This window comes from Rhizobium sp. BIGb0125 (assembly GCF_024810055.1).
Lineage (GTDB): Bacteria > Pseudomonadota > Alphaproteobacteria > Rhizobiales > Rhizobiaceae > Agrobacterium.
In genome coordinates this window covers 120,374-132,860 of record NZ_JANUDV010000002.1, presented here as the reverse complement: position 1 = coordinate 132,860, position 12,487 = coordinate 120,374, and the positions used below count along the sequence as shown (strand labels likewise).

The 12,487-nt window shown below is 54.3% G+C and carries 14 protein-coding genes and 1 tRNA gene; 11 read left to right on the top strand and 4 right to left on the bottom strand.

The genetic code is table 11. The features are described from left to right. Positions 1 to 19 precede the first annotated feature (19 nt). Positions 20 to 487 (top strand): redox-sensitive transcriptional activator SoxR, encoded by a 468-nt coding sequence (gene soxR / locus M2418_RS04685; protein ID WP_259145051.1) that lies wholly within the window; start codon positions 20 to 22, stop codon positions 485 to 487. 65 nt (positions 488 to 552) lie between these two features. Here soxR and gpt read toward each other — a convergent pair whose 3' ends face one another. Beyond that, the gene (gpt, locus tag M2418_RS04680; RefSeq protein WP_259145043.1) at positions 553 to 1,053 is read right to left on the bottom strand and encodes a xanthine phosphoribosyltransferase; all 501 of its coding nucleotides are present in this window, start codon (positions 1,051 to 1,053) and stop codon (positions 553 to 555) included. Between the two features lie 163 nt (positions 1,054 to 1,216). Here gpt and M2418_RS04675 point away from each other — a divergent pair, with 163 nt between their 5' ends. Further along, entirely contained in the window at positions 1,217 to 2,659 is a 1,443-nt protein-coding gene (locus tag M2418_RS04675) for an alkaline phosphatase (protein WP_259145042.1), read from the top strand. A 78-nt stretch (positions 2,660 to 2,737) separates the two neighbouring features. On the opposite strand, the gene M2418_RS04670 is transcribed toward M2418_RS04675, so the two are convergent. Together M2418_RS04670 and M2418_RS04665 are read right to left on the bottom strand one after the other, a co-directional pair. Next, positions 2,738 to 3,583, bottom strand: a complete 846-nt coding sequence (locus M2418_RS04670) for a universal stress protein (RefSeq protein WP_259145039.1) — start codon at positions 3,581 to 3,583, stop codon at positions 2,738 to 2,740. 134 nt (positions 3,584 to 3,717) lie between these two features. After that, on the bottom strand, positions 3,718 to 4,482 hold the full coding sequence (locus tag M2418_RS04665) for a competence/damage-inducible protein A (RefSeq protein WP_250982724.1): 765 nt from the start codon (positions 4,480 to 4,482) through the stop codon (positions 3,718 to 3,720). Positions 4,483 to 4,731: 249 nt separating this feature from the next. Here M2418_RS04665 and wrbA point away from each other — a divergent pair, with 249 nt between their 5' ends. From wrbA to M2418_RS04625, 8 genes are all read left to right on the top strand, one after another. After that, positions 4,732 to 5,331: an NAD(P)H:quinone oxidoreductase type IV gene (gene wrbA, locus M2418_RS04660; protein WP_259145037.1), complete on the top strand. Its 600-nt coding sequence runs from the start codon at positions 4,732 to 4,734 to the stop codon at positions 5,329 to 5,331. Positions 5,332 to 5,549: 218 nt separating this feature from the next. Beyond that, positions 5,550 to 6,308, top strand: coding sequence for a transcriptional regulator LldR (lldR, locus tag M2418_RS04655; RefSeq protein WP_259145032.1), 759 nt, complete (start codon positions 5,550 to 5,552; stop codon positions 6,306 to 6,308). Between the two features lie 4 nt (positions 6,309 to 6,312). Further along, entirely contained in the window at positions 6,313 to 7,461 is a 1,149-nt protein-coding gene (lldD, locus tag M2418_RS04650; protein ID WP_250982722.1) for an FMN-dependent L-lactate dehydrogenase LldD, read from the top strand. Then, the gene (gene dld, locus M2418_RS04645; protein WP_259145020.1) at positions 7,461 to 9,164 is read left to right on the top strand and encodes a D-lactate dehydrogenase; all 1,704 of its coding nucleotides are present in this window, start codon (positions 7,461 to 7,463) and stop codon (positions 9,162 to 9,164) included. The genes lldD and dld overlap by 1 nt, the downstream gene beginning before the upstream one ends. 410 nt (positions 9,165 to 9,574) lie before the next feature. Continuing rightward, positions 9,575 to 9,648 (top strand) — tRNA-Cys (locus tag M2418_RS04640). A 258-nt stretch (positions 9,649 to 9,906) separates the two neighbouring features. Further along, complete coding sequence (locus M2418_RS04635) at positions 9,907 to 10,122, top strand: hypothetical protein (RefSeq protein ID WP_259145019.1); 216 nt, start codon at positions 9,907 to 9,909, stop codon at positions 10,120 to 10,122. Positions 10,123 to 10,368: 246 nt separating this feature from the next. Beyond that, positions 10,369 to 10,584 carry a hypothetical protein gene (locus M2418_RS04630; RefSeq protein ID WP_259145018.1) on the top strand — a complete coding sequence of 72 codons (216 nt, stop codon included), beginning with the start codon at positions 10,369 to 10,371 and terminating at the stop codon, positions 10,582 to 10,584. Positions 10,585 to 10,636: 52 nt separating this feature from the next. Beyond that, positions 10,637 to 10,852, top strand: coding sequence for a hypothetical protein (locus M2418_RS04625; RefSeq protein ID WP_259145016.1), 216 nt, complete (start codon positions 10,637 to 10,639; stop codon positions 10,850 to 10,852). A gap of 460 nt (positions 10,853 to 11,312) precedes the next feature. On the opposite strand, the gene M2418_RS04620 is transcribed toward M2418_RS04625, so the two are convergent. Further along, positions 11,313 to 11,444 (bottom strand): hypothetical protein, encoded by a 132-nt coding sequence (locus M2418_RS04620; protein WP_256435694.1) that lies wholly within the window; start codon positions 11,442 to 11,444, stop codon positions 11,313 to 11,315. 523 nt (positions 11,445 to 11,967) lie between these two features. On the opposite strand from M2418_RS04620, the gene M2418_RS04615 reads away from it, so the two are divergent. Continuing rightward, positions 11,968 to 12,471: a DUF2441 domain-containing protein gene (locus M2418_RS04615; RefSeq protein WP_259145015.1), complete on the top strand. Its 504-nt coding sequence runs from the start codon at positions 11,968 to 11,970 to the stop codon at positions 12,469 to 12,471. Positions 12,472 to 12,487: the final 16 nt, after the last annotated feature.

Genomic DNA, 12,487 nt, shown 5'->3' with positions numbered 1-12,487 from the left:
AAGGTTGAGGTCAATAGTGATGACAAAAAAACTTCGGCAATTGCCGATTATGCGGGACTTGAGTGTGGGCGAGGTGGCGGAACGCGCCGGTGTTGCCGTGTCAACCTTGCATTTTTATGAGGCTGAAGGGCTGATCAAGGGCTGGCGCACCAGTGCCAACCACCGGCGTTACGGGCGTGATGTGCTGCGCCGCATCGCCATTATCAAGGTTGCGCAACGTGCCGGTATTCCACTGAAGGAAATACAGGGCGCGCTTGGCGCATTGCCGGATGAGCGAACACCCAATTCGAAGGATTGGCAGCGATTGGCGGCGGATTGGCGCTCAGACCTCGATGACCGTATTGCCCGGCTGACACGGCTGCGCGACCAGTTGACCGGCTGTATCGGCTGCGGCTGTCTGTCCACCGATGAATGTCCCTTGCGCAACCCCGGTGACGTGCTGGGTGAAAACAGTGTTGGTCCGGTGCTGCTGGAGCCGAATGGCTGACACAAAAAAGGCCGCGCCAAGCGCAGCCTTTTGAGATGTCATAGAATGACGTGCAATGACGCGGATCAGCCGCGCGAACCCTTGGCAATTGGCTCCTGATAGGAGAAGCCCATGTCCCATGGGAAATAGATCCAGGTGTCCTGGCTGACCTCTGTCACGAAAGTGTCGATCATCGGCACGCCTGATGGCTTTGCGTAGACACAGGCAAAATGCGCTTGTGGCAACATGTCGCGCACTTCCGAAGCGGTCTTGCCGGTGTCGGTCAGATCGTCCACCACCAGAATGCCCTTGCCCTGTTCGGTGGTCAGTTCAGGCGAAATGCCCTTCAGCAGGTTCATCTCACCCTGATTGACGTAGTCATGGTAAGACGCGATGCAAACTGTCTCGATGAGACGGATGTTCAGTTCGCGCGAAATGATTGCGGCAGGTACCAGACCGCCGCGCGTAATACAGACGATAGCGCGGAAATCCTGGTTCAGACCTGCGAGGCGCCATGCAAGTGCGCGCGCATCTCTGTGGAATTGATCCCATGAAACGGGGAAAGCTTTATCGGGGAGAGAAGACATGAGAAAAGCCACCATGAGCGTGTTGTGTTGATGGCTTTCGCTAATAGCGGCAACACCGCTGAAAAATCAAGCTTTCCACAGGTCGCCTGGTTCGTTTCACACAGCTGTTATAAAATTACACTAGCTGCTTTCCTGTTTCCTAATTCCCGCAGGAGAAGAAAAAATGCGTATTTTTAGCAAATTTGTCGCCGCATTGGTGATTGGCACAACTTTGACGACGCCTGTGTTTGCGCAGGATAAGCCGGCAAAGAACGTCATTCTGCTGATTTCGGATGGCGCAGGGATCAATACATGGCACGCCGCCAGCTATTATCGCCACGGCGCGCTGGGGCATGAAGTGTATGACGATTTCGACGTGAAGGTGTTCTCGTCCACGCATCCGCTCAACACCTCCAACACCCCGACCAAATCTGCCGAAGGCACCGTGACGTTCGATCCTGCCGAACTCTGGAAGTCGGAAAAGTCTGACAGCGTGTTTGAAGGTTCGCTTGGTAACTATCCCGGTTATTTCACCGGATATGACTATACCCGCGCTTATTACACAGACAGTGCTGCCGCTGCCACGGCTCTGGCCAGCGGCGTAAAAACCTACAACAACGCCATCAACTGGTCGAACAACGACGAGAAGCTGAAGCACATTGGCGAATATGTCGTTGAAAGCGGTCGCGCCCTTGGTGTTGTCACCAGCGTTCAGTGGAGCCATGCAACACCGGCCGGGTTCCTTGCCCATAATGCAAGCCGCAATGAATATGCAGCCCTTGGCAAGGAAATCGTTGAAAGCGGTCTCGCAACCGTTGTCATGGGGTCCGGCCACCCGCTGTTCGATAATAATGGCAAGGCAGTCGAGCCAAAGGATGACAAGGCCTATCGTTACGTTGGCGGCAAAGACACCTGGGACAAGTTGACATCTGGCGAAACCGCCTACAAGCTGATTGAAACCAAGGCTGACTTTGAAGCTCTGGCAGCCGGTTCGCTTGACCTCGGTGACAAGACCAAGGTCATCGGCACCGTTCAGAACAACGCGACCACCCAGTTCAACCGCAGCGGCGTTGGTTTTGGCGACAAGCTGGAGAACCAGCCTGAATTGGCCACCATGACCAAGGCAGCCCTGAACCTAATCTCCAAGGATGAAGACGGTTTCTTCCTGATGGTCGAGGGCGGCGCGGTGGATTGGGCAGCCCATGCCAACAACCTGCCACGCATCATTGAAGAGCAGATCGAATTCAACGAAGCCGTTGAAGCGGCCGTCAAATGGATCGAAGAAAACAGCTCTTTCGATGAAACAATGATCATCGTCACCACCGACCACGGCAATGGCCTGCTGCAGGGACCGGATTCCGATAGCAAAGCCTATTCCGACATCATCAACCAGGGCGCTGGCGCCATGCCGCTGGTGCGCTGGAACTCCGACACCCACACACGCGAACTGGTTCCGGTTTTCGCCAAGGGCAATGGTTCGGATTTTTTCACCAAGAATGCAAAGCCGCATGATGGTCTGGCCCGTTACCACGTTCCTGCTGCAAGCCAGGTTTACGTTGATAACACCGACATCTTCCGCGCGTCTGCTGCCGCGCTCGGCATCACCGTTGACCAGAAGACCAACTGATCAAACGGCAGATAACAATGGAAAAGGGCGGCAAAATTGCCGCCCTTTTTCTATTTGGTCTGATGGGGACTTGAAGCTTTAACGCGACAGCAGCGTCAGCGCGGTCATCGAATCCAGAAGCGTGCGGGTCACGCCGCCAAACAGCATTTCCCACCAGCGCGAATGGGTATAGGCACCCATGACCAGCAGATCGATACTGTCATCTGAAAGGCGGTTTTCAATTGCCGCATGGGCCGAAAGCGTGCCTGAGGTCGCTTTGGTGGCCACGGTCACCTTCACGCCGTGGCGCGCAAGGGTTGCTGCGAGTTCTGCACCAGCCATAGCCGGTGACTGCGTCGCGGTTTCTGGCGGATCAACCGTGAAGATCTCGACGCTTTCCGCTTCCTTCAGGAAGGGCAGAGCATCAAAGGCCGCACGCGTGGCTTCGCGTGAACCGTTCCAGGCAATCAGCACCCGCTTGATCGGTTTGGGTTCGGTGAGAATATAAGGCACCAAAAGAACCGGGCGGCCGCTTTCAAACAGAAAGCTTTCAATATCGGAACGGCTGTCGGAAAGGCTGGATGAATCGCTCTGTCCGGCAATCACGATATCGGTGCAACGGGCGCTGTCGACGGCGGATGAGGAGGTATAACCAACCGAGGAAACGAAGCTGCGCCACTCATGCGACACACCATTTTCCGAGAGTTTTTGCTCGAAAATCCGGGCAATTTCCTTTGTTTCTTTTTGCGCAATATCCTGAATAGCCTGAATGGAGGCAGGATCGGGAATTTCCATGGGTGCAACGACGGGTACAGCCGCCATGGTTTCCATATGCAGGCCAATCACATGCGACGAGAACCTGTTCGCCAGAGCAATGGCGAATTCACTAACCTTTGCTGCGTTTTGAGTGCTGTCCAGAACGGTCAGAATTGTTTTGTAGCTCATGACGATCTCCTCAATGGTATGCGTCTCAAGTGTCTTGAGACTGGTCCTTCTCGAAATATGTCGCCTTGATCCTGATCAAGTTCTCACCGTCTTTCGGTCCGGTGAAAAGATAACGCGCCAAAGCACTTAACGGTTCACGTGCTGGCGGCAGCCTTTTCACGTCCGATCTTTTCCAGCATGTCTGAAACCGCCTGCGCTGCCGCATGCAGTACCGCCGCATCACGAGCGCGCACCACGATTTCGGTCGAAAATCGCTGCCCGTCATATTTAGGGTAGGAGCCAATGCTGGTTTCAGGATGGTTTTTCTGAACTTCGCCCAGTGCCGTGCCGATATCGCCTTCGCCGTATGGGCTGGCAACCGACTGCGACAGCAGCTTCACACCGGTTTTCAGGTGCGGGACGACATTATGCACCATGGCCTGAAAGACCTGCGGCACACCGGCCATCACATAGACATTGCCGATGTTGAAACCGGGGGCGGTCGAAACAGGATTTGCGATATGGGCAGCACCTTGAGGCAGACGCGCCATGCGCTGGCGGGCCTCGGTAAATTCCATGTCACGGGCGCGGTACATATCGGCCAGCAGGCGCATGGCTTCCGCCTCATGCACGCACGGCACGCCAAAGGCTGCGGACACCGCATCGGCGGTTATATCGTCATGGGTCGGACCAATTCCGCCCGATGTAAAGACATAATCATAACGGCTGCGCAGTGCATTCAACGCCTCGACAATGGCATCCTGCTCGTCTGCGACAATGCGGACTTCCTTGAGGTCGATACCCGACAGGGTAAGCACATCGGCGAGGTGTCCAATATTCTTGTCTTTGGTGCGGCCTGAGAGCAGTTCATCGCCAATGGCAAGCATGGCGGCGGTAACGGAAACGGGTGCAGTGGTCATGAAAAATCCGCGGTTGTGTCTGTTGAACGTAGCGCGATGCCGATGGAATGCAAGCGCGTCATTGCTACGAAAAAGTGAATGCAAGACAAAAAGCGTTCAACATCATTGAACAGTGCGTCTTGATGTGATCGGCTGGTGAGGTTGCAGCATCCGGGCTACATCTTTGTCACGTAATTGATGAGCGGCAGGATTATGCTCCTACAACTTCTGAAACGGGTCTTCGGCCCTCAAGCAAAGGAAACCGAGAAAATGGCAAAAGTACTGGTTCTGTATTATTCCTCCTACGGCCACATTGAAACCATGGCATATGCCGTGGCGGAAGGTGCAAAGTCTGCTGGTGCAGACGTTGTCGTAAAGCGTGTACCTGAACTGGTTCCGGAAGAGGTTGCCAAGTCCTCGCACTTCAAGCTGGATCAGGCAGCACCAATCGCAACGGTTGATGAACTGGCTGAATATGACGCGATCATCGTTGGTGCTGGCACACGTTTCGGCACGGTTGCCTCGCAGATGCGCAATTTCTGGGACCAGACTGGCGGTCTGTGGTTCAACGGCAAGCTGGTTGGCAAGCTCGGTTCGGTATTCACCTCCACAGCGACCCAGCACGGCGGCCAGGAATCCACCATTCTCAGCTTCATCCCAACCTTCCTGCACCACGGCATGGCCGTTGCCGGTCTGCCATACGCCTTCCAGGGCCAGATGGGTGTTGATGAAATCAAGGGTGGTTCGCCTTATGGTGCGTCGACCATCACCGACGGTGACGGTTCGCGTCAGCCTTCGGCCATCGAACTCGAAGGCGCAAAGTACCAGGGCGCGCACATTGCCAAGCTGGCTGCCAAGCTCGCTTCCTAATCGCTGATACAGCCTACTGAAAAAGCCGCCTGTCTGAACAAGACAGGCGGCTTTTTTTGTTTTGAGATTTTCACGATCAGGTGGTCAGTCGCGGTAAATGCGCGGTCCGCGGGAGATCATGACGTAGTAACGAATGTTTTTATTGGACAAGGGCAGGGGCATTGCTTTAAATAAAATTGGTTTATTGGTCGGACCAATTATAAGGCGATGAAACCCATATGAAAACTGTTCGATTGTCTGATGCCATTGCAGAACAGATCGAGGTGCTGATCAGCGCACGCGGACTGAAAGCGGGCGATCGCCTGCCTGCCGAACGGCAACTCGCACTGGAACTGAAGGTGTCGCGCTCGTCGCTGCGTGAAGCCATCCAGCAACTGGCCAGCAAAGGCCGTCTGACAAGCCGCACCGGCGGTGGAAATTATGTCCAGGAACCGCCACGCGGCTGGTCGCAGAATGCACTTGTCGATCCGCTGTCACGGCTGTTTGCCAGCGATCCGGCCTACCGGTTTGACGTGCTGGAAATTCGCCACGCGCTGGAAGGGGCCGCCGCTTATCACGCCACCTTGCGCGCAACGGATGAAGACAAGGCTCGAATCTCCGAGTGTTTCGAAACTCTGATCAGCCTTCAGGGCAGCGAGGATTCGATGGCACTGGCCAAGGCGGATGCCGCCTTTCACCTGTCCATTGCCGATGCCTCGCACAATCTGGTGCTGATTGAAGTGATGAAGGGGCTGTTTGATCTGCTGAAAGCCAATATTTCGCAGAACCTCGAGAAACTTTACGTCATTCCAAAGGTGACCGAGCCGCTGTCATCGCAGCACCGGGAATTGCGTGATGCCATTCTGGCCGGTGATGGCGAGCGCGCCCGCCGGGCGGCGCATGTTCATATCGATTTTGTCCATTCATCGTTGAAATCCATCGACGAAGACGAAGCGCGCCTAGCGCGCTCATTTTACCAAGGTAGTGTGAGGGGGTAACACCATGATTATTTCTGCGTCTACAGATTACCGCGAGGCCGCACGACGCCGGCTGCCGCCGTTCCTGTTCCATTACATCGATGGCGGTGCCTATGCCGAACATACGCTGCGCCGCAATGTCAGCGACCTCTCTGACGTCGAACTGCGCCAGCGTGTGTTGAAAAACATGTCTGATCTTAGCATCAACACACAGCTGTGGGACGACAAGCTGTCCATGCCGGTTGTGTTGGCGCCGGTTGGCCTGAGCGGCATGTATGCCCGCCGTGGCGAGGTACAGGCGGCGCGTGCGGCGGCCAAGAAGGGCATTTCCTACACCATGTCCACCGTGTCGGTGTGCCCGATCGAGGAAGTGACGCCGGAAATCGACCGCCCGATGTGGTTCCAGCTTTATGTGCTGAAAGACCGCGGTTTCATGAAAAACGTGCTGGACCGTGCGGTCGCGGCCGGTGTGAAAACGCTGGTGTTCACCGTCGATATGCCGGTGCCGGGCGCCCGTTATCGTGATGCCCATTCCGGCATGAGCGGCCCCAATGCCGAACTTCGCCGTTACTGGCAGTCGGTCACCCACCCGCGCTGGGCTTTTGATGTGGGCCTCAATGGCAAACCGCATGATCTCGGCAACGTTTCGAAATATCTCGGCAAACCAACCGGCCTGGCTGATTATATCGGCTGGCTTGGCGCCAATTTCGATCAGTCGATTTCCTGGAAGGATCTGGAGTGGATACGTGAATTCTGGAAAGGCCCGATGATCATCAAGGGCATTCTTGACCCGGATGATGCCAAGGATGCCGTGACCTTTGGTGCCGATGGCATTGTTGTGTCCAACCACGGTGGCCGCCAGCTGGATGGTGTCCTGTCGTCCGCACGCGCCTTGCCGGCCATTGCTGACGCGGTGAAGGGCGACATCAAGATCCTCGCCGATTCCGGCATTCGCTCGGGCCTCGATGTGGTGCGTATGCTGGCACTGGGTGCCGATGCGGTGATGATTGGCCGCGCCTTTGTGTACGCGCTGGCCACCGCCGGTGAGGAGGGGGTTCTCAACCTTCTCAATCTTTTCGAAAAGGAAATGCGCGTTGCCATGACGCTGACGGGGGCAAAATCCATCTCCGACATTTCGTCTGACCTGCTGGTAAAGGCAATGAGGCAGCTTTGATGCATGCACTGAACACTGACGCCGCAACCCTGTTGCGCGAATTTGGCGGTATTGTTGGGGCAGGCCACGTGCTGACCGCCGCCAAGGCGACACGCCGGTTCCGCAAGGGGCACCGTTTTGGTGATGGCAACGTGCTGGCCGTGGTACAGCCGGGAACGCTGGTGGAGCAGTGGCGGGTCGTCAAAGCCGCCGTTGCCGCCGGACGAATCGTCATCATGCAGGCCGCCAATACCGGCCTGACCGGCGGCTCGACACCTGACGGTAATGATTACGACCGCGAGATCGTTATCGTGTCGACACTGCGCCTGAAGGGCATTCAGGTCATCAATGACGGCAAGCAGGTTATCTGCCTGCCCGGCGCGACGCTCGACCGGTTGGAACAGACACTGAAACCGCTGGGGCGCGAACCGCATTCAGTTATCGGTTCATCCTGCATCGGTGCCTCGGTACTCGGCGGCATCTGCAACAATTCCGGCGGCTCGCTGGTGCGACGCGGACCGGCCTATACCCAGCTGGCCCTTTATGGCCAGGTGGATGAGGCGGGTGAACTGCACCTCGTCAATCACCTCGGCGTTAAGCTGGGTGACAACCCGGAAGATATTCTGTCACGGCTGGAAAAGGGCGCCTACAGCCCGGACGATATCGTCAATGATCCGACGCTCGTCGCATCAGACCAGAACTATGCCCAGCATGTGCGCCAGGTCGATGCGCCAACACCGGCCCGCTTCAATGCCGATGTGACCCGCCATTTCGAGGCGTCCGGTTCTGCCGGCAAGCTGGTCCTGTTTGCCGTGCGGCTCGACACGTTTCCGATGGAAAAGAGCGCGGTGTTTTACATCGGCTCCAACGATACGGCAGACCTGACGGCGGTGCGTCGCCATATGCTGACCGCCTTTGATACGCTGCCGATTGCAGGTGAATATATTCACCGCGACGCTTACGATATCGGCGAAAAATACGGCAAGGACACCTTCCTGCTGATCGACCGTTTCGGCACGGACAAGGTGCCGGCTGCCTTTGCGCTGAAAAGCCGGGTCGATGCGTTTTTTGAAGGGTTCAAGCTGCGTGGTGTGACCGACCATATTTTGCAGGCGGTGATGGCGTTGCTGCCAAGCCATCTGCCAAAACGCATGCGGGAGTTTCGCAAGCGGTTCGACCATCATTTGCTGCTCAAGGTTTCGCTCGACAGTGCGCCGGAAACCAAGGCCTTTCTGCAAAGCTATTTTGCCAACCGGGAAGGTGACTTCTTCGAATGTGATGCAGAGGAGGGGCGCAAGGCCTTTCTGCACCGCTTCGCCATTGCCGGTGCCGCCATCCGGTACCGCGATACCCATCGCAGTTCGGTGGAGGACATTGTAGCCCTCGACATTGCACTGCGCCGTAACGACGACGACTGGCTGGAAGCCTTGCCAGAATCGATAGAGGGCAAGCTGATCAGCAAGCTCTATTACGGCCACTTCTTCTGCCATGTCTTCCATCAGGACTATATCGTCCGCAAGGGGCATGACCCGATCGCCATCGAACATGAAATGTGGGACTTGCTGGACCGGCGTGGTGCCGAATATCCGGCCGAACACAATGTTGGCCACCTCTATAAGGCCAAACCTGAACTTAGGGCTTTCTACCGCTCGCTCGATCCGGCCAACGTGTTGAACCCCGGTATTGGTCAGACATCAAAATTCTTCTGCTGGGCGGAACGGTAAGGCAAAAAAAAGGGTGGTGAGAAACACTCACCACCCACTCTTTTATTTAGAAAGACGCCAGTAGCGGTAACGCTACGCACCCTGCGATCGCAATCAGCAGGAGTATTTTTATATAGCGGACGCGGCGCGTTCGTCCGCCATCCCAATCGTATGCCATTCAACCTCGCGTTTTTAATCGCGCTTAATAAGTGAACGCTCATCCTTGTGTGAAACTGGAAAATAGGCACAAAACCTTAAGAATTTGTAGGTTGAAAATAATAGGGACAACAACCGAAGGGCTGGCGTCCGGGTGCCGTGAGGCTAAAAACCATTATTCGAAATAAAAAAAGCTGATATTCAAAACGACCCTCTTGCGCATCGTTTAGGATTATTCTAAACCCCGGCAACCACAACAAAATACGCTTAGCGATGGCCTCGTGGCGGAGTGGTGACGCAGAGGACTGCAAATCCTTCAACCCCGGTTCAATTCCGGGCGAGGCCTCCAACATCTCTTAATTGACTCAGTTCGTTGGCACCAAAGCCACGCATGTCACTCGCAGTTTCATAAGTCGGCGCGATCAACTTTATCCGCCCTGAACGCGAAAAATTCCCAAAAAAATCCAAAACTGCTTGCCTCAGTCATCTGTTGGCCAGCGCCGTTCGTTGTTTGCATCTCTGCGACCGTCTCTTGGATCGCAGATATTCAGGCAACGAACATCCCTTATCGACATCTGTTTATCTTCAACATGAAGGGGATAGTTATATGCGCAATATTGAAATCAGGCCTGACGGCGCAACCGTCGAACTAACACTGCATGAACTTGTCATTCTGAAAAATGCGATCAACGAAACTCTGGATGCACTCGGCGATGCCAGCATTAGCATCCGTGTGGGTACGACCATGGGTGAGTTTTTGACGCTTTTCAGAGAGGTTCAACTCGCGATACAGGACTGCCGAAGACCGGTTGTGACTGATTGAACTCCAAGAGAGTGAAGGACCTCTCTTCGTACAACTCGAAATCTCTGCCGTGATTCAAATTCGGGAAATTTCCGAATATTTATAAATAACATCAGATGCTTGACTTATGCCCTGTTGGTTTCAGTGGACCTGAAGAGAGACTGTTTGTTGCGAGAATGTCTGTGATCTTGGCTTGCCGTGCAGTCATTCCAACAACGAACATTTCTAACCGAAACTCTATCATCACCATCATCAACGGGAATTTACATGCGTAACATTGAAAACAAACCTGACAGAGCGACCGTCGATCTGACACTCAATGAATTCCGGATTCTAAACAACGCCATGAATGAGATTTTGAATGGCCTTCGAATCCGTGGTTTTAGAGCCCGTGTGGGTGCAACCAGACGGAAAACCGATATCCTTTTGAGACAAGTTCAGCAGGCCGCAGGGGCGTGCAGAAGACAAGCAGAGAATGATTGAATTCCGAAAGACTGAAAGGCTTAGTTTCGTCCAACCATAAACGGGGGTCTATATGCGTAACATTGAAATCAAACCTGATGGTGTAACCGTCGATCTAACACAGCATGAACTTTACATGCTGAAAAACGCCATGAATGAAGTTGTGAATGGCATTAGAATTCGTGGGTTCAAAGCCCGTATGGGTACAACCAGACGGGAAGCCGATATCCTGCTGGACCAACTATTTAACGCAGTACAGGCTTCTCGAGCATCGGCTGCGACTGATTAAACGACCCGACCGCTAGCGGTCTCAATTTTACAGATACATCAACCAGGCCATTGACTTCCAAACATGGCAATATCGCCCAGGAAGTTCGAAGTCCCCTCAGAAAAACGTCGCAAGACGTGACATCATATGTTTGAAAAACATGAGATCTGGAGCCATACGGACGAAGCCGTGCTCCGCCATTTGATATTCAGAGATATCGCAACCAACCTCTATTATTTGCAGCAAACTGACAGCCTTTATGCGAATGGTTCAAAGGAAACAGCTGAATCCGCCGCGCTTCAGCTCAGTATTGCCATTAGAGCATTTCAGGATAATTCTTCCAGTAAGTGTAGGAGACGCGGCTTCAAAACGCTAGCCGAGGCCGCAGATAGCCGGAACGATTGACGAGAGCCGGCAGTGCTGGGGTTCACCTTGCGCTGCCGGTTGAACGATCAGTTGATGCGAGCGTTGTGGCGCAAGATTACTGCGGCTTCTTCTGCTTGCTGGCCTCTACAGCCCGTGCACCCAGAGTAGGAGCGGCGGCGACCGGTGCAGCCTTATCCTTCTTGGGTTTGCGTACTTCTTTGTTGCTTCTAACTTGACCCTTGGCCATTCGAATCTCCTCTTCAAAGCAAAAGATAGCCGCGCTTTGCGTGACAATAGCAAGGGAAATCCGAGTTGTCATTCGGGAAGGGGGGCGGCAGAGCTCCGTTGTGCCGATCAGGTGGCATCCTGACAAATGCGACCCGTCCAAGTGGCGCTGGCGGCTAAAAGCTAAAAGCGGCGGCAGTGTCATCGCGCGCATTAAGCAGCCGAGACGGGTTTTACACCTGGGAGAGGCAGGCAAACCTTTTGCTAACTCTGGCGGTCCACTGGCGTCGCGGCCTCGAACTCTTTGCCTTGCTCAAATTTTTCTGATGATGATTGCAACAGTACTTAAGGCATCGAGAATTTTTGTATGATTTTCATGAATAAACAGACCTTCTCACATAATCGATTGCCTTGAAAATGTCCTCTGGACTTTATTCTGGCTTCTGATACGGATTTGCGCAAAGACACTCCCCTCGCAAGACCTTGCGCTATACGATCATGCCGTGGGTTGTCCAAATATTACACGGGCCACCTTGAGGAATTGAATGTATTATCACGTAAGCAGTATTGAACATGCTGTGGGCGCTACTATCGAGCCCGGCAATTGGGGGACAACAGTCCGTTTGTTTGGTCCCGAAACCGCAGTTAAAGCCGTATCTCACGTTGAAATAATACTGTGGGAAGTCGCACTGGAAACAGCGAGGTTGGCACTTGCCCCTCAACGTCCGTCACGCCTCAATTGTGTATTTGTGTTCGAAACAGTCGATATGGCCTTTGCCTTTCAACGCCAGTACCGGCCCGATGCCCATGTTTTCGAGCTGGAACCGACCGGCGAAGCCAGCATCTACTGCGGTGATTTTGCCTTGATCGCGAAAGCTGATCGCAACAGACCATATGCGGACTACATGGCAGAAGAGAGCAAGGCATATTGGACAGCTCCGAGCGCAGACGAACCTGAAATACTATATGGAGGCGCCTTGCGCGTTGTAAGGCAGGTTCTGGCCTCTGATGCACCGCTGGTTACCCCGAACCAAGCTGCCGCAGGGTAACCAACGTCTCTTTACC